General features: G+C 63.3%; 20 protein-coding genes and 1 pseudogene. 14 read left to right on the top strand and 7 right to left on the bottom strand.

Features of this window, described 5'->3' with window-relative positions:
• The 4 genes from ACESL8_RS04815 to ACESL8_RS04800 form a co-directional block, all read left to right on the top strand.
• Positions 1-998 (top strand): Glu/Leu/Phe/Val dehydrogenase dimerization domain-containing protein (locus ACESL8_RS04815; RefSeq protein WP_372916494.1); only part of this gene is annotated, 998 nt, incomplete at its 5' end.
• 146 nt (positions 999-1,144) lie between these two features.
• Positions 1,145-1,285: a DUF2945 domain-containing protein gene (locus ACESL8_RS04810; RefSeq protein WP_372916493.1), complete on the top strand. Its 141-nt coding sequence runs from the start codon at positions 1,145-1,147 to the stop codon at positions 1,283-1,285.
• 39 nt (positions 1,286-1,324) lie between these two features.
• Positions 1,325-2,971: an acetolactate synthase large subunit gene (locus tag ACESL8_RS04805; RefSeq protein WP_372916492.1), complete on the top strand. Its 1,647-nt coding sequence runs from the start codon at positions 1,325-1,327 to the stop codon at positions 2,969-2,971.
• 80 nt (positions 2,972-3,051) lie between these two features.
• Positions 3,052-3,897: a diacylglycerol kinase family protein gene (locus tag ACESL8_RS04800; RefSeq protein ID WP_372916491.1), complete on the top strand. Its 846-nt coding sequence runs from the start codon at positions 3,052-3,054 to the stop codon at positions 3,895-3,897.
• Here the strand turns inward: ACESL8_RS04800 and ACESL8_RS04795 are convergent.
• Genes ACESL8_RS04795 through pgsA form a run of 4 tightly spaced genes read right to left on the bottom strand, consistent with a single transcriptional unit; the run spans position 3,894 to position 5,762 of the window.
• Positions 3,894-4,475, bottom strand: a complete 582-nt coding sequence (locus ACESL8_RS04795; protein WP_372916490.1) for an NAD(P)H-dependent oxidoreductase — start codon at positions 4,473-4,475, stop codon at positions 3,894-3,896. The two genes, ACESL8_RS04800 and ACESL8_RS04795, sit on opposite strands and share 4 nt — an antisense overlap.
• A gap of 11 nt (positions 4,476-4,486) precedes the next feature.
• The gene (locus ACESL8_RS04790; protein WP_372916489.1) at positions 4,487-4,960 is read right to left on the bottom strand and encodes a molybdenum cofactor biosynthesis protein MoaE; all 474 of its coding nucleotides are present in this window, start codon (positions 4,958-4,960) and stop codon (positions 4,487-4,489) included.
• Positions 4,957-5,211 (bottom strand): molybdopterin converting factor subunit 1, encoded by a 255-nt coding sequence (gene moaD / locus ACESL8_RS04785; RefSeq protein WP_372916498.1) that lies wholly within the window; start codon positions 5,209-5,211, stop codon positions 4,957-4,959. The genes ACESL8_RS04790 and moaD overlap by 4 nt, the downstream gene beginning before the upstream one ends.
• The gene (gene pgsA, locus ACESL8_RS04780) at positions 5,211-5,762 is read right to left on the bottom strand and encodes a CDP-diacylglycerol--glycerol-3-phosphate 3-phosphatidyltransferase (protein ID WP_372916497.1); all 552 of its coding nucleotides are present in this window, start codon (positions 5,760-5,762) and stop codon (positions 5,211-5,213) included. The genes moaD and pgsA overlap by 1 nt, the downstream gene beginning before the upstream one ends.
• Positions 5,763-5,819: 57 nt before the next feature.
• On the opposite strand from pgsA, the gene ACESL8_RS04775 reads away from it, so the two are divergent.
• Together ACESL8_RS04775 and ACESL8_RS04770 are read left to right on the top strand one after the other, a co-directional pair.
• Positions 5,820-6,491 (top strand): nitroreductase, encoded by a 672-nt coding sequence (locus ACESL8_RS04775; protein WP_372916488.1) that lies wholly within the window; start codon positions 5,820-5,822, stop codon positions 6,489-6,491.
• Positions 6,488-7,330 carry an EamA family transporter gene (locus ACESL8_RS04770; RefSeq protein ID WP_372916487.1) on the top strand — a complete coding sequence of 281 codons (843 nt, stop codon included), beginning with the start codon at positions 6,488-6,490 and terminating at the stop codon, positions 7,328-7,330. The genes ACESL8_RS04775 and ACESL8_RS04770 overlap by 4 nt, the downstream gene beginning before the upstream one ends.
• Before the next feature lie 17 nt (positions 7,331-7,347).
• On the opposite strand, the gene ACESL8_RS04765 is transcribed toward ACESL8_RS04770, so the two are convergent.
• Together ACESL8_RS04765 and uvrC are read right to left on the bottom strand one after the other, a co-directional pair.
• Positions 7,348-8,037 carry a glutathione S-transferase family protein gene (locus ACESL8_RS04765; protein WP_372916486.1) on the bottom strand — a complete coding sequence of 230 codons (690 nt, stop codon included), beginning with the start codon at positions 8,035-8,037 and terminating at the stop codon, positions 7,348-7,350.
• Positions 8,038-8,054: 17 nt separating this feature from the next.
• Complete coding sequence (gene uvrC, locus ACESL8_RS04760; RefSeq protein ID WP_372916485.1) at positions 8,055-9,974, bottom strand: excinuclease ABC subunit UvrC; 1,920 nt, start codon at positions 9,972-9,974, stop codon at positions 8,055-8,057.
• Positions 9,975-10,042: 68 nt separating this feature from the next.
• On the opposite strand from uvrC, the gene ACESL8_RS04755 reads away from it, so the two are divergent.
• The 3 genes from ACESL8_RS04755 to ACESL8_RS04745 are packed head-to-tail and all read left to right on the top strand — an operon-like array spanning position 10,043 to position 12,508.
• A complete protein-coding gene (locus ACESL8_RS04755; RefSeq protein WP_372916484.1) occupies positions 10,043-11,275 on the top strand; it encodes an ectonucleotide pyrophosphatase/phosphodiesterase in 1,233 nt (410 codons plus the stop codon).
• Between the two features lie 46 nt (positions 11,276-11,321).
• Positions 11,322-12,083, top strand: coding sequence for an SDR family oxidoreductase (locus ACESL8_RS04750; protein ID WP_372916483.1), 762 nt, complete (start codon positions 11,322-11,324; stop codon positions 12,081-12,083).
• The gene (locus ACESL8_RS04745; RefSeq protein WP_372916482.1) at positions 12,083-12,508 is read left to right on the top strand and encodes a dihydroneopterin aldolase; all 426 of its coding nucleotides are present in this window, start codon (positions 12,083-12,085) and stop codon (positions 12,506-12,508) included. The genes ACESL8_RS04750 and ACESL8_RS04745 overlap by 1 nt, the downstream gene beginning before the upstream one ends.
• On the opposite strand, the gene ACESL8_RS04740 is transcribed toward ACESL8_RS04745, so the two are convergent.
• The gene (locus ACESL8_RS04740) at positions 12,505-13,323 is read right to left on the bottom strand and encodes a hypothetical protein (RefSeq protein WP_372916480.1); all 819 of its coding nucleotides are present in this window, start codon (positions 13,321-13,323) and stop codon (positions 12,505-12,507) included. The genes ACESL8_RS04745 and ACESL8_RS04740 overlap by 4 nt on opposite strands.
• A 290-nt stretch (positions 13,324-13,613) precedes the next feature.
• On the opposite strand from ACESL8_RS04740, the gene ACESL8_RS04735 reads away from it, so the two are divergent.
• From ACESL8_RS04735 to ACESL8_RS04715, 5 genes and pseudogenes are all read left to right on the top strand, one after another.
• Entirely contained in the window at positions 13,614-14,240 is a 627-nt protein-coding gene (locus ACESL8_RS04735; RefSeq protein ID WP_372916478.1) for an energy transducer TonB, read from the top strand.
• Between the two features lie 64 nt (positions 14,241-14,304).
• Positions 14,305-15,030 carry a MotA/TolQ/ExbB proton channel family protein gene (locus ACESL8_RS04730; RefSeq protein ID WP_372916476.1) on the top strand — a complete coding sequence of 242 codons (726 nt, stop codon included), beginning with the start codon at positions 14,305-14,307 and terminating at the stop codon, positions 15,028-15,030.
• Between the two features lie 37 nt (positions 15,031-15,067).
• Entirely contained in the window at positions 15,068-15,538 is a 471-nt protein-coding gene (locus ACESL8_RS04725; protein ID WP_372916496.1) for an ExbD/TolR family protein, read from the top strand.
• A 61-nt stretch (positions 15,539-15,599) separates the two neighbouring features.
• A complete protein-coding gene (locus tag ACESL8_RS04720; RefSeq protein WP_372916495.1) occupies positions 15,600-16,016 on the top strand; it encodes an ExbD/TolR family protein in 417 nt (138 codons plus the stop codon).
• A 195-nt stretch (positions 16,017-16,211) separates the two neighbouring features.
• Positions 16,212-16,292 (top strand): annotated as a pseudogene (locus tag ACESL8_RS04715) (short-chain dehydrogenase); the annotation flags it as partial.

The raw sequence follows: 16,292 nt of genomic DNA, 5'->3' as shown, positions 1-16,292 counted from the left end.
TGACCGGCCTGCCGATGGGCGGCGGAAAAGGCGGCAGCAACTTCAACCCCAAGGGCAAGAGCGTGAATGAAATCATGCGCTTCTGCCAAAGCTTCATGACCGAGCTGTACCGCCACATCGGTGCGGATGTTGATGTGCCGGCCGGCGATATCGGGGTGGGCGGGCGCGAGATCGGCTTCATGTTCGGCCAGTACAAGCGCATCACCAACAATTTCACCGGCGTGCTTACTGGCAAGGGGCTGGAATGGGGCGGCAGCCTGATCCGCACCGAGGCGACCGGCTATGGCGCGGTGTATTTCCTGCAGAACATGCTGCAATCCAAGGGCATGGACGTTGCCGGCCAGACAGCGGTGATCTCCGGCTCCGGCAACGTTGCCACCCATGCCGCCGAAAAGATCGTGCAGCTGGGCGGCAAGGTGCTCACGCTGTCGGATTCGGAAGGTTTCATCCATGATCCGGACGGTATCACCCAGGACAAGATCGATTGGGTGAAGACCCACAAGACCCACCGGCGTGGCCGTATTTCGGAATATGTCGCCGAATTCAAGGGCGCCACGTTCCATGGTGGGAGCGCGCGGCCGTGGGGCGTGCCCTGCGATCTGGCGCTGCCGTGTGCCACCCAGAATGAATTGAACGGCGAAGAGGCGAAGCTGCTGCTGAAAAATGGCTGCATCGCGGTGGCCGAAGGCGCCAACATGCCCACCGATCTGGACGGCGTGCATATCTTCAAGGCGGCCCGCATTCTTTACGCCCCCGGCAAGGCGTCCAACGCCGGCGGGGTGGCCGTGTCGGGCCTCGAAATGAGCCAGAATTCGGCGCGCATGAGCTGGAAAGAAGAAGATCTGCAGGGGATGCTGAAGGATATCATGGTCGGCATCCATGATCGCTGCCTGGAATATGGCCGCGGCGCCGATGGCCACACCGATTATGTGAAGGGCGCCAATATCGGCGGCTTCAAGAAGGTGGCCGATGCCATGCTGGCTTTCGGGGTGGTGTAATCCGGGCCGGCATCTCTGATGGGTGCAAAGAAAACGCCCTCTGCTGCGTTCTCCTGACAAAGGAGAACGACGTGGCTGGCAAGAAACTGCATGCAGGCGACAAGGTGAGTTGGGATTCTTCGGGAGGGCATTAAACGGGCAAGGTCGTGAAGAAAATCACGGCCATAGCCAAGGTGACGGGCCACGTCGCCAAGGCAACGCCCGAAGACCCCCAATATCTGGTAAAATCCGACAAGAGCGGTGCTACGGCAATTCACAAGCCCGAGGCGCTTGACGCGAAAAAATAACTAGTCCGGCCACGATGCCGGCACACGGGGGAACGGCCAGTGACCAAAGCATCCGACCTGTTGGTGCAATGCCTTGAGCAAGAAGGCTGCGAGTATGTATTTGGCGTGCCGGGCGAGGAAAATCTGGATTTCCTCGACAGCCTGCAGCGATCGACCAAAATTCGCCTGATCCTGACCCGCCATGAACAGGGCGCCGGTTTCATGGCCGCCACCTATGGCCGCCACACCGGCAAGGCCGGCGTATGCGTGGCCACACTGGGCCCGGGCGCGACCAATTTTGTCACGGCGGCGGCCTATGCCTTTCTGGGCGGCATGCCGATGCTGATGATCACCGGGCAGAAGCCGATCAAGAAAAGCAAGCAGGGCCGGTTCCAGATCCTGGACGTGGTCGACATGATGCGGCCGATTACCAAATACACCCACCAACTAGCCAGCGCCGACAATATCCCGGCACGCACGCGTGAAGCGTTTCGGCTGGCGCAGGAGGAAAAGCCCGGCGCCACGCATCTGGAGCTGCCGGAGGATATCGCCCACGATCCAACCGACGCCGTGCCGTTCAAGCCAAGCTATGCCCGCCGTCCGCTGGCCGATTCCAAGGCTGTTTTGGCCGCCGTGCGTGCCATCGAGGCGGCCAAATCACCCATCCTGGTGATCGGTGCCGGCGCCAACCGCACCATGACCAGCAAGATGCTGCTGGAATTCGTTGAAAAGACCGGGATTCCGTTTCTGACGACGCAATTGGGCAAGGGCGTGATCGATGAACGCCATCCGCAGTTCCTCGGCTGCGCGGCGCTTTCAGCTGGGGATTTCGTTCACGCCGCCATCCGGCGCGCCGATGTCATCATCAACATCGGCCATGATGTGATTGAAAAGCCGCCGTTCTTCATGAGCGGCGATGCGACCACCGTTATCCACATGAGCTTCCGATCGGCCGAGGTTGATCCGGTTTATTATCCGCAGATCGAGGTGATCGGCGATATCGCCAACGCTGTGTGGCAGTTGAAGGAAGCGATCCGGGTGCAGCCGCACTGGAATTTTGCTGCCATGTTGACCGCCCGTGCCGCCGAAGTTGTCCACCGCGATGCCGCCGTAGACGATGCGCGCTTCCCGATTTACCCGCAATATCTGGTGAACGAAATCCGCAAGGCGATGCCCGACGATGGCATCATCGCGCTCGACAACGGCGTGTACAAGATCTGGTTTGCCCGCAATTACACGGCCTATCACCCCAATACCGTGCTGCTGGATAATGCGCTCGCCACCATGGGGGCGGGGCTGCCAAGCGCCATGGCCAGCAACATGGTTTATCCCGACCGCAAGGTGCTGGCGATCTGCGGTGATGGCGGCTTCATGATGAACAGCCAGGAGATGGAGACGGCGGTTCGCCTCCAGCTCAACATCACTGTGCTGGTTCTGAACGACGGCAGCTATGGCATGATCCGCTGGAAACAGGCCAACATGGGCTTCAAGGATTGGGGCCTGGAGTATGGCAACCCGGATTTTGTTGTGTATGCGCAAGCTTATGGTGCCAACGGCCACCGGGTGACGAGTGCGGAAATGCTGCCGGGGCGGTTGGAACATTGCCTGGGCACGCCCGGCGTCCACCTGATCGACTGCCCGGTGGACTATGCCGACAACGACCGTATCCTGAACAAGGAAATCAAGGAGTTGAGCGCCAAGCTGTGATCGTGGGGACTGCTGCGAAATGCGGGATGCGTAATAACACCCCGTTGACCGTCCGGCCCACGCTCGGCACGGCCTGACACATGAAGCCTGCCCCACACCCGCCCGAACCCGCCCGCCCCCTGGGCCGGGTGTGGCTGGTGGCCAACCGTGCCAGCCGATCAACCGACGATGGCCGCATTGCCGCGCTGGAAGCTGCCCTGCAGGCGGCGGACGCCACCATCGCCGGCAACAGCGATTTTCCGCGCGAAAACGCCCCCGATGCCGCCGCGCTGGGCGACATCGACACGCTGGTGGTGATGGGCGGTGATGGCACGTTGGGCAGTGCCAGCGCGGCGGCAAAGGGGTGGGATGGCCAGTTCCTCGCCATTCCCGGCGGCACCATGAACCTGCTGCCCAAGGCCCTGCACGGCGATGCCACCCCGCAAGCCATCGTTGCGGCGGCGGCATCGGGCAATCTTGTGCATGTGCCGGTGGCGCGCGGCGGCGGCGAAACCAGTTTCTGCCGCATCATCATCGGCCCGATGACACGCTGGGCCCGCACCCGCGAAAACGCCCGCCACGGCCGCATCTGGCGAGTGTGGCAGTCGCTGCGACTGGCGCTGGCGCGTGGGTTTCTGGGCGGCGTCAAGGTGGCTGGTCATCCCGGCCGTCATCCCGGCGTGTTGCTGCTGCCCACCGATCAGGGGCTGGAGGCCGCGCTGTTTTCCGGCAATGGCCTTGTGGATTCGATGGCTGTGGCGGTGAACTGGCTGGTGGGCGACTGGCGCGATGCCGCCGCAGTCACTGCCTTCACGGCGCCCGAACTTGTTGTTGGCCGCCACCGAACCGTGCGCTGTCTGTTCGATGGCGAACTGAAGCAGCTGGAACCGCCGGTGCGTTTTGAAGCTGGCTGGTCCGATCTGCGCTACATCCGCACTCTGGATTAACCGGCCAGTTTGCGCGCCGCGGCCATGAACCCGGCAATACGCGCAGGCGTTGCATCACGGACGGTGCCGACCACTTTAATGTGCGTCACCTTCAGGCCGACGAAATCCAGGATCTGCCGGCGCAACACGTTGAGCCAGCCGTTGCGATAGCCAAAACGCAGATACCAGGGCGGCGTATCGGCGGTGATCAGCACCCGCGCGGTGCGGCCTGCGAACAATTTCTTCGGGAAATGCCCGCCGCCTTCATAGGCAAAGGCGATGCCGGGCAGGAACACCCGGTCGATGAGCCCCTTCAGCTTGGCCGGCGCCGCGCCCCACCACAGCGGGTGGACCAGGATGAACTTGTCGCACCAGCGCACCGCGTCGAGAAACACCTGAAGATCGGGCTCATGCTCCATGCGGGTCTTGTAGCCGTGGGCGAGATCGGGATCGAACTGCATCGCCGACAGATGGAGCAACCGCACCTCCGCCCCGCGCGCCCGTGCCGATTGCGCGGCGGCGGCGGCAAGCGCGCTGCACAGTGACGTGCCATCGGGATGGCCGTCGAGGACGAGCACGCGTGAATTTTCGGCCGCCATGCTTCTATCCCTCACGGTGCCGGAGTGGCTTGCCACTGTGCCGCCGCATCATTGTCGCTGGCTTTTGCATCCACCCATTTGCTGGTGCCGTCGGCCCACTCCTCGCGCTTCCAGAACGGGGCATGGGTTTTCAGCCAGTCCATCAGATATTGTGCGGCGGCGAAAGCGTCGGCGCGGTGGGGGGCGGCGGTGGTGACGAGGACGATGGGCGCGCCGGGCAGCAAGCGCCCGTGGCGGTGGATGACGGTGCCGATGACGCCGGGCCAGCGGGCGGCGGCCTTGTCGGCAATCGCCTGCATCTGGGCCAGAGTCATTGCCGGATAATGTTCGAGCGTGAGCGCCGCCAGCCCGTCATCGGCGCGCACCAGTCCGGTAAAACAGACGGCGGCGCCGAGATCGGTGCGGCCGGCGAGTAGCGCGGCTTGTTCGGCGGCGGCGTCGAAGGGTTCGACTTGCAGACGCGCGCCAAAGGCTGACAACGTCATCCGCCGGTGACCGGCGGGAAGATGGCGATTTCGCGTGGGGCTGCCAGTTGAGTAGCCAACGTGGCGAAATTTTGATCCACCGCGACGCGGATGCGGCTGCGGTCGGCCAGCGCGGCGGCGTGGCCGGGGCTGCGCGCGGCCAGCCAATCGAGCAGCGCGGCGACAGTGGTGGCCTCGGCAGGCAGGGCGATCGTCTCGCTGTCGGTGCCGATCATCTCGCGCACCCAGGCAAAATACAGCAGCTGCACCATCACATGTGCTTCAGGCCAACGCGCAGATAATCATAGCCGGTGATCAGGGTGAGGATGGCGGCGATCCACAGTGTGACCAGCCCGATGAGCTCGGCGGGCAGCCACGGCATGATCGGCACGGTGCCCACCAGGATCAGCGCACCCAGCGCCACCAGTTGCGCCGTTGTCTTCCACTTGGCGAGCTGGCTGACCGGGATCGAAACTGCAAGCCCGGCGAGATATTCGCGCAGCCCCGATACGAAAATCTCGCGCAGCAGGATCACCAGGCCGGCAATCACGCTCCACCCATGCAGGATATTGGCATTGATCAGCATCACGATCACGGCGGCGACCATGATCTTGTCGGCAATCGGATCGAGGAACTGGCCGATTTTCGAGACCGTGCCCCACGACCGCGCCAGATAGCCATCGAAATAATCGGTGATTGCCGCCAGCGTATAAAGCGCGAACGCCGCGAGCCATTCCCACGGGTTGCTGCTCCACATAAGCCAGACAAGTCCGGGCACCGCCAGGATGCGCGACAGGGTGAGCAGATTGGGGAGGCTGGACAACACGCGTCCACCATAGGCAATCCAAAGCTCGCTGAAAAGTGAAGGAAAGGCCGTTTGATGCAGGTTTCCGATGCTGTGTTGCAGCGCCGCTCGGTGCGCGGGTTTTTGCCCACCCCGGTTGATGGCGCCGTGTTGCGCCGCGTGGTGGAAACGGCGGCGTCGGCGCCATCGGGCGGCAATCTGCAGCCCTGGCATATCGATGTGGTGGGCGGTGATCGGCTGGACGAGTTGAAGCGGATCATGCTTGGCAAGCTGATGGCGGGCGGCGGACAAGAGCCGACCGAATATGACATCTATCCCAAGCAGTTGCCCGAACCGCACAACAGTTATCGCTTTGCGGTGGGCGAGGAGTTGTACAGCCGGCTTGGCATCCCGCGGGAGGACAAGGCGGCGCGGCGGATGTGGTTTGCGCGCAATTTCCAGTTCTTTGGCGCACCGGCGGCGCTGTTTTGCAGTGTCGATCGCCGCATGGGGCCGCCGCAGTGGAGCGACCTTGGCATGTATTTGCAGTCGCTGATGCTGCTGCTGAAGGAGGAGGGGCTGGATAGCTGCCCGCAGGAATGCTGGGCGATTTATCCCAAAACGATCGGCGAGTTCATCGGCATTCCGGAAGAACGCATGCTGTTTACCGGCATGGCGATCGGCTTCATCGATCCGGACGACAAGGCCAATTTCGTCCACCCGGCGCGCGCGCCAATGGCCGATTGGGCGCAGTTTCACGGGATTTGATCCCGCTATCGGCCCTTGCCGCCACGCTGCTGTCGGCGTTGATCCACGCCGGCTGGAACCTGTTTCTCAAAGGCTCGGCCGGGGACAGGCTGGTTGATCTGGCAGTGCTGGGGCTGGGGGGATCGTTGTTCGGGGTGGTGTTGATCAGCCTGTTCGGCGCGCCGGTGGCGGGAGCATGGCCGTTCATCCTTGCCTCGAGTGCCATCCATCTCGTTTATTGGACGGCGCTTACCAAAGGTTACGGCGCAGGCGACATGAGCCATGTCTATACCGTCGCGCGCGGGCTGGCCCCGGCGCTGGTAACGGTGGGGGCGGTGATTTTTGCTGGCGAGGTGCCGGGTTTGGGGCAGGGGCTGGGTGTGGCGGCGATCAGCATCGGCGTGATGCTGGTGGGCGTGAATCGCAGCGCGCCGTTGGCAGCCACCGGGTGGGCGCTGCTCACGGGGGCGGCGATTGCCGGATATTCGCTGGTTGATGCGCTGGGCGTGCGGGTGAATGGCGATGTGTTCAGCTACAAGGGCTGGGGCGCAGTGTTCACCTTCCTGCCGATCAGCCTGGTTGTCATCGCCCGGCGCGGGCCGGCGGGTTTTGCAGCGGCAGCGGCCGGGCGCTGGCGGCAGGGGCTGTTTGCTGGCGCGATTTCCAGTGCCGGCTTCATGCTGGTGCTGTGGGCACAGATGCGCGCGCCCATTGGCCCGATCACCGCGCTGCGCGAAACCAGCGTGTTGTTCGGCGCAGCGTTGGCGGCGTTGCTGCTCAAGGAAAAGGTGACGGCGCGGCGCTGGGCCGGGGCGCTGGTGGTGTGCGCGGGTGCGATTTTGATCGGGTTTTCGGGTTAGACCTTCACGCCTGGCGCCTAGGCCTGCCGCGGACCAATGCCCATCAGCTTGCGCGTGCGCTCGATGAAGGCGCGATTGTCGCCCTGTTTCTCTTTCAGCGGCGAGTGTTCGGGCACTTTCAGGCCACGCTGCACGGCGGGGCGGGCGGCGATGGCGGCCAGCCAGCGTGACAAATGGGAGAAGGGCGCGGCGTTCACCCCGGTCCAGCCGGCGGTGCGCACCCAACAGAAATGCGCGATGTCGGCGATGCTGAAGTCGCCCGCCAGATAATCGCGGGTCGCCAGCCGGGCATCGAGGATGGCAAAAAAGCGTTTCACCTCGCCAAGATAGCGCGCCTGCACTGCGGGTAGCTTTTCCGGCCAGAAGTGCCCGAACAGATTGGCCTGGCCCATCATCGGCCCCAGCCCGCCCACTTGCAGCATCAGCCATTGCAGCGTTTCCGACCGCGCATGGGGATCGGTGGGCAGCAAATGCCCGGCCTTTTCCGCCAGCCACAGCAGGATGGCGCCCGATTCCATGATGGCGAAACCATCATCGACGAGGCAGGGCACCTTGCCGTTGGGGTTGAGTTTGAGGAAGTCCGGCCGTTTTTGTTCGCCGCCCGTCAGATCGAGCGTGCGCACCTCGTAAGCCAGCCCCAGTTCTTCCAGCGCGATGGAAATCTTGTAACCGTCTGGCGTCGGTGCAGTGAACAGGATCAGGCTCATCGCCAAAGCCTAGCCGCTCATCCGTTCGGGTGGAAGTGCTGCCAGATGGCCAGCGCCATCAGCCGGGAAATGCCGGGGGCGTTTTCCAGATCCTGCAGCGTCGCCCCCTTTACCGAGCGGCTGGTACCAAAATGCATCAGCAGTGCCTTTTTGCGGGCCGGGCCGATGCCGGGCACGTCGTCCAGCAGGCTTTGCGTAATGGATTTCGACCGCTTGGCGCGGTGCGCTCCGATGGCAAAGCGGTGTGCTTCATCGCGCAGGCGCTGCAGGAAAAACAGCACGGGCGCGTTGGGCGGCAGCGTGATTTCACGGCCCGATGGCAGATGGAAGGTCTCGCGCCCGGCGTTGCGGTCCGGGCCTTTGGCCACCCCGACGATCGCGACATCGGCAACCCCCAGATCTTCAAGTGCCGCCATCACGGCCGCAACCTGGCCCTTGCCGCCGTCGATCAGGCACAGATCGGGCCACGTGCCGGATTCGCGGTCAGGGTCTTCGCGGTCCAGCCGCACAAAACGGCGGTTCAGCATCGATTTCATCATGGCAAAATCGTCGCCCGGCGTGATTTCAGGCCCGTCCATGTTGAACTTGCGATACTGGCCCTTCTGAAAGCCTTCCGGCCCGGCCACCACCATGGCGCCCAGCGCATTGGTGCCCTGGATGTGGCTGTTGTCGTAGATTTCGATGCGGGCCGGCGGGGCATCCAGATCGAACAGTTCTGCCAGTTCACGCAGCAGTTTGGCCTGGGTCGTGGTTTCGGCGCGGCGGCGCTGAATGGCCTCTTCGGCGTTGCGCTGAGCCTGTTCCACCAAACGCCGCGCTGGCCCGCGCTGGGCATGGCGAACGCTCACCCGCCGCCCGGCGCGTTCACTCAGCGCGTCGGCCAGCAGATCGGCTTCGGGCAAGGTGCGGTCCAGCAGCAGCTCCTTGGGCGGCGGCAGATCTTCGTACAGCTGCGCGATGAAGCTTTGCAGCACTTCGGCTTCGTCCACGCCATCGGTGTGGCTGGGAAAAAAGCTGCGATGCCCCCAATTCTGGCCGCCGCGAATGAAGAATAATTGCACACACACCGCGCCGCCATCGGTGGCCATGGCAATCACGTCGGCATCGGTAGTGACACCGTCGGCGTTGATCGCCTGGCTGCCCTGAATATAGGTCAGGGCCTTCAGGCGATCGCGCAGCACGGCGGCGCGCTCGAAATCCATGGCTTCAGCCGCCACCTGCATGGCGCCGGCCAGTTTCTTTTGCGCCTCGTGGGTGCGGCCCGAAAGGAAGCCCTTGGCGTCAGCCGCCAGCTCGGCATAACCGACCCCATCGATGCGGCCCACGCACGGCGCCGAACAGCGCTTGATCTGATACAGCAGGCAAGGCCGATCACGGTTGGCAAAGAAACTGTCGGTACAACTGCGCAGCAGGAACACTTTTTGCAGCGCATTCAGCGTGGCGTTGACGGCGCCAGCGCTGGCGAATGGCCCGTAATATTGCCCCTTGGCCGCCCGCGCGCCGCGATGTTTTGAAATGCGCGGGAAATCATGGTCTTCGCGCAGCAGGATGAACGGGAAGCTTTTGTCGTCGCGCAGCAGCACATTGTACGGCGGGCGATAGCGCTTGATCAGCTGGGCTTCGAGCAGCAGCGCTTCGGATTCGCTGTTGGTGGTCACGATTTCCATGGCGCGCGTCTGCGCCACCATGCGCAGCAGCCGGCGGGAAAGCTGCGCAACCTGGGTGTAATTGCTGACCCGCTGCCGCAGCGCCCGCGCCTTGCCCACATACAGCACGTCGCCAGCTGCATCGAGCATGCGGTACACGCCGGGTTTGATCGGCAGTGTCTTCACCACACGGCGAATGGTGGCGACGCCCAGATCAAGATCGGGCGCCTCCTTGCCGCGCACCGTGGTGGTTTGCGTTGCTTCAGAAAAACGGTCAGGCGTATCGGTCATGCTGTGCAGCCGATAGCCGCGTGCGGCCTGTCATGGCAAATGCCCACAGTCCTGCTATCGGGCCATTCATGACGATTTTGCGCCTGATCGCCGGCATTGCCGCGCTTCTGCTCGCCGCCTGCACAGGCACGCCGCCGCCGGCGACCACCAGCGTGGTTCCGCGCCCGGCCAATCCTGTCATCCTCATATCGGTCGACGGCTTGCGAGCCGATTATCTCCGGCGCGGTATCACACCCACGATCAGCGGCCTCGCGGCGCGCGGCGTCACCACGGCGGCGATGCGGCCCAGCTTCCCGTCGCTCACCTTCCCCAACCATTACACGCTGGTCACCGGCATGCGTCCCGATCACCACGGCATCGTCAACAACACCATGCAGGATGCCGAATTGGGCCGCTTTTCGATGTCGATCCGCAGCGCTGTCGAAGATGCGCGCTGGTGGAACGATGCCGAACCGATCTGGGTGACGGCGGAAAAGGCCGGCATCGCCGCCGCCACCATGTTCTGGCCGGGCAGCGAGGCCGCGGTGGGCGGTGTGCGCCCGCGCCGCTGGTTGCGGTTCGATGGCGCCATGCCCGAACCGGCGCGGGTCGATCAACTGCTGGCCTGGCTGGATGAACGGCCGCGGCCCGGCCTTGCCACGCTCTATTTCGATACGGTCGATCACGATGGCCATGAATATGGCCCTGATTCGCGCCAGGTGAACGCGGCTGTGGCGCAGGTGGACGCTCAGATCGGCCGGTTGCTGGCCGGGCTGCAACAACGCGGGATCGATGCCAACATCATCATCGTCGCCGATCACGGCATGACGCAGGTGGCAGACGATCGCCGCATCAACCTCGATTCGCTGATTGATCCTGCCAAGCTGCAACTGGTGGCCGGCGGCGCTGTCGCCAGTCTCAATCCGCAGCCGGGGCAGGAAGCGGCGGTGAAGGCGGCGTTGTTTAAACCGCACCCGCACATGGCCTGCCATGAAAAGGGCCGTCTGCCCGCCCGCCTGCACTATGGCCGCCACCGCCGCGTGCCGGCGATCATCTGTATTGCCGATGCGGGCTGGATGATCTGGCTCAGCCCGCCGCGCGCCGATCAGCCGATGCGCGCCCTGGGCGGCATGCATGGCTATGATCCGGCCCATCCCGACATGGCGGCCAGCTTTGTTGCCGCCGGGCCGGCTTTCCGCCGGGGTGTCGAGCTGCCGCCCTTCGACAATGTCGATATTCACCCGCTGCTGCTCAGGCTGCTCGGCTTGCCGGCCATGCGCACGGATGGCGATGGCCGGCGGCTGGAAAGGGGGCTGCGCTGAACTGCACGTTGCGCCGCCCGGCACAAAGGCTTAGGCGGCGCCCACAATGGCGCCGCATCCGATCAAGACTGCAATCGTCACCGGCGGTGTCAAGCGCATCGGCGGTGCCATCACGCGTGCGCTCGCCGCCGATGGCTGGCACGTGCTGATCCACTGCAATACCAGCCGCGCCGAAGCCGAGGCGCTGGCCGCCAGCCTGCCGCACGCCACCATGGTGGCCGCTGATCTGGCCGATCCGGGTGCCGGCGATGCGATCATGGCCGCCTGTGCCGGCTTGCCGCCCGCCCGCCTGCTGGTGAACAGTGCCAGCCGGTTCGAGTATGACCGGATCGAGGATTTCAGTGTCGCCGGTTTTGATCGGCACATGGCGGTGAACCTTCGTGCCCCGGCGCTGCTCACCCGGGCGTTTGCCGCCGCGTTGCCCGGCCATGTGGACGAACCGGCGCTGGTGGTGAACCTGCTTGATGCCAAGCTGGCCAATCTCAATCCGGATTACTTCACCTACACGTTGTCGAAGATCGGATTGGAAGGGCTGACCGAGTTGACTGCCCGGTCTTACGCGCCGCGTCTGCGCTGCGTCGGCATTGCGCCGGCTGTCACTCTTGTTTCCGGGCCGCAAAGCCGCGAAAATTTCGAAGCCGTCCACGCCCTGAACCCGCTGAAGCGCGGGGTTACGGTGGATGATATCATCGCCGCGCTGCGCTTCATCATTGCCACCCCCACCTACAACGCGCAAACCATCGTGCTGGATGGCGGGCAGCGCCTGCTCGGCCTGCCACGCGACGTTGCCCACATGGTAGATTTGTAATGCCCGACAGCGTCCCGCCCCCCACCTTCATTGAACCGATGGCCCCCGGCATGGTGCCGCGCCACCTGGCGATCCGCAGCCGAAAGCTGTTCCTGCAGGATTTCGACCTGCCGGTGGATATCGGCTTCCACGCCTTCGAGGTCGGCCGCCCGCAGACGCTGCGCCTCAACATCGAAGTGTGGGTGGACGATGCACATTTCCCGCGCTGCGATACGGTCGTTCAGGCCTGGGATTATGATTTCCTGCGCAATTCCGTGCTTGGGCTGGTGGAAGGCCGCCGCTTCAACCTGCAGGAAACCGTGGCGCACGCCATCTATGATCTGGTTGCTGCCCGCGTCGGGGTCGTTGGCCTGCGCGTTTCCACCCGCAAGCCCGATGTTTATCCCGATTGCCTGGCGGTGGGCGTGGAGCTTTCGAGCTTCTAGTCTGTCTTGCCGCAAGGGCCGAGGCTGGCCAGCGCGTCGCGCCAGTCCTTGGCCAAGGCAGGATCGTCGCCGCCGGCCCTAGCGGGCAGGCGGGCCGGCAGGAAGCAGGCCAGACGATACCAGAGCAGGGTGCCCGCAAGCACACGTTCCGCCGATTCGTCGATGATGTCGCCGCGCGCAAGGAGCACACGTCGCACCTCGCCGGGGCGATTTTGCACCACCAGGGTTGCCGGCTTGCCATCGGCGCTGGTGAGGAAAAACTGGCTTTCGCTTTCACCCGGAACCGTGCCGTCGGCACGGAAGCCATTGGAAACGCCGCTTATCATTGGCACCTTGCCGGATCGTTGATCGGTCACGATGGCGCGCACCGTATCCACCAGCGCCGAATCCCAAGGTTGCTGGGCGCGGCGGGAGACAAGGCGCGTGCTGCCATCGGTTTTCGGTGCGGCCAAAAAGGCCAGTATATCCAGTCCCTTGGTTTGAGGCGGGCGGCCGCGCGCATCCACCGGCGCATCCCACAGATAGTGCAAGGTTGCGCCCAGCGCATCCGGCGCCGCCAGCACGCTCGACACGCTGGCGGTTATGCGAAACCGGGCACGACCGGGCGCGACATCAGATGCCCCCTTGCTCGAAATGCGGCTGGCGCGCGTGATGGTTGCACGCACGATCACCGGTGCCGCCAACGCCAGTTCGGCAGTGTCTGCGAAGCCGCTCAGGCGGTCGTGCGGCACGGCCAGCGGCAGGGCACCAGTTTGCGCAGCGACCGGGGCAATAGCGGCCAGAGACAGCAACACGGGCAGAATCAGTCGTTTCATGGCCATGATGGTAGCGACGCAGCGCCCCGGGAGGCAACCTGCTGCCGGGCCCAGCTTGCAACCTTGTCAAAATTGCAGGGAACAAATCCTGAATCTGGGGTGGGTAAAAGTCCTAGGGACAAGAATTAGGCGGGGCTGTGGAAAAATGCTGGTTGCGGCGGCGCGCAGCTTGCGGTTAGAGGAGCAATCCAAGGGAACGACGCAGGGTCTGAGGGGGGTCCTCCGCTCGCGGCTTTTCCGATATTTTAGGGAGTGCCAGATCAGCCATGTCATACATGGACGCACCTGGGATGAGCAAAAACCGACAGATTGCGTTGGTCGGCGTCGCCGTGCTCCACGTAATTCTCGGTTACGCCATCGTATCGGGCTTTGCCATTAGCGTGGTAAAGAAGATCATTGAGCCGCTTGAAGCGGTCAACGTGAAGGAAGAAGCGCCGCCACCGGACGAGCCGCCGCCGCCTCCGCCCAAGGAAATCGAAATTCCGCCATACGTGCCGCCGCCCGAAGTGTCGGTTCAGTCGGATGCCCCCACGAATTCGATCACCGTGCAGTCGAACATTGCACGCCCTGATCCGCCCGTGGTTGCTCCGCCGGCCCCGCCGGCCCCGCCGGCCCCACCGGCTGTGGCGCCGTCGCCTGTAACGCCCAAGGGCCGTGGCAACGTTTTTTCGGATGACGATTATCCGAGTGCGTCGCGCGCAGCCGAGGAAGAGGGTGTTGCCCGCGTTTCCTACGTGGTCGGGGTAGATGGCCGTGTGACCCAGTGCGAAGTCGTGCAGTCCAGCGGTTTCAAGCGACTTGATGATGCGACCTGCTCGATCATCCAGCGCCGATACCGCTTCAACCCGGCCACCCGCGATGGACAGCCGGTTCCGGAACGCAAGACGCAGCCAGTGCGCTGGCGTTTGACCAACTGATTTCACATGCAACCCAGGCCTGGCGCAGCGTCAGTCCTGGCAACGATAACCGAGGGAAAAAGTTATGCAGACCGAAGCCGCCGAGAATCCATATGGCCTTATGGCAGCCCTCGAGCAGGGCGGCGTCATCGCCTGGGCCGTGTTCCTGCTGCTGGTGTTCATGTCGCTGTACAGCTGGTTCATCATCATCACCAAGTATCTGGATCAGCGGAAGATCAACACGGAAACTGCTGAGCTCGAGAAGAAATTCTGGACGGCGTCCGATCTGAAGACCGGTGCATCCAAGCTCGACAAGAATTCGCCCTTTCGCCAGATCGTCGAAGATGGCCTGCGTGCCGCCGATCACCATGAAGGCCGCCTGACCGACAAGATCGATCAGCATGAATGGGTGACGATGGCGCTGAACCGTTCGGTGACGGCGATCAACGGCAAGCTGACCACTGGCTTCTCGTTCCTGGCTTCGGTTGGTTCGACCTCGCCGTTCGTCGGCCTGTTCGGTACCGTTGTCGGTATTTACCGCGCGCTGATCAACATCGGCCTTGCTGGCCAGGCTTCGATCGACAAGGTCGCCGGCCCGGTTGGTGAAGCGCTGATCATGACTGCTTTGGGTCTGGCCGTGGCCGTGCCTGCCGTGCTGGGTTACAACTGGCTGGTGCGCCGCAACAAGGAGATCGCCGAGCGTCTGAACAACTTCACGGCCGATGTGCACGGCGCGCTGGTGTCGGGTGCCCGGATCCAGCGTCCTGTGATGGCTACCGCTGCTCCCATTGCGCCTGCCATCAAGAAGTGATCGGCCTGATCACCGTTAAGGAGACAGTCCGATGTCTATGAGTATCGGTAGCGACAGCGGCGACGAAAATGCGCCGATGAACGAAATCAACACGACGCCGCTCGTCGACGTCATGCTGGTTTTGCTGATCATCTTCCTGATCACCGTTCCCGTTGTCATTCAGACCGTGCCGCTCACGCTACCCACGGTGACCAACGTTCCCACCACCACCAAGCCGGAAAACGTGCTGATTTCGGTGGATGCCAACTGTGACACTTACTGGTCGCAGACAAAGGTCGATTCCAAGCAGGAATTGCTGGATCGCGGTGTGAAGGCACTGAAGGACGAGATTGCCCGCCAGGAAAAACTGGGCGGGAAGATCGAGCTCCCGGAAGTGCACATCCGCGGCGACAAGGACGTGGCTTATCGCTGTGTCGGTGGGGTTGTCTTTACCATGCAGCGGGCAGGGTTCTTGAAGGTCGGGTTCATTTCGGAACCGACCCCGGGCAACGTGACGCGCGATTTTTGATGATGTGGTGGCGACTGGCGGGATGCCGGTCGCCGATTAGACAGGAGTTTGCCTGATGAGCATGTCAGTTGGCAGTGGCGGCGACGAAGATGCCCCGATGGGTGAAATGAACACGACGCCGTTGATCGACGTCATGCTCGTGCTGCTCATCATGTTCATCATCACCATCCCGATGCAGACCCATGCCGTTAAGCTGGATCTGCCGCCGCCGAACCCGAACCCAAGCCAGGTCGACCCGGTGTTCAACCAGATCGATATCGATTTCCTTGGCAACATGTATTGGAACAAGACCGAAGTCGACATGACCACGCTGAAAAGCTATCTGAAGCAGGCTTCTGCGCTGCCTGAGCAGCCGGAATTGCGCATGCGCCCGGAAGCCGAAGCCAAATATGTCGTCGTCGATCTGGTGATGGCTGCGGCTCAGCAGGCTGGTATCGAGAAGATGGGTTTTGTGGGCAATGAGGCTTATGCAAACTGATCGCAGCGCGGCGCAAAAATAGTGCCGCTAATTCTCGAGACGAGTAAGATCAGCGAGCAGTATGAAAAGGGTGGCCCGAACAGGCCGCCCTTTTTCTTGCCTGTTTGACGGCTTCAGTCTCCGTTCCCGCAAACCCCCAGTATACCAGCCCCGAAAACCAGCCTAGCCTTCCCGCAATCAGGGAAGGATCACGGCATGGCACGACTTTCAGGCAAGGTGGCGCTGGTGACCGGCGCAGCGTCGGGGATCGGCGCAGCGGCGGCAAGGCGGCTGGCG

The sequence above is a fragment of the Sandarakinorhabdus sp. genome (assembly GCF_041689835.1).
Taxonomy (GTDB): domain Bacteria; phylum Pseudomonadota; class Alphaproteobacteria; order Sphingomonadales; family Sphingomonadaceae; genus Sandarakinorhabdus.
The sequence above is the reverse complement of the archived record's forward strand: the minus strand, read 5'-3'. Positions and strand labels throughout refer to the sequence as shown.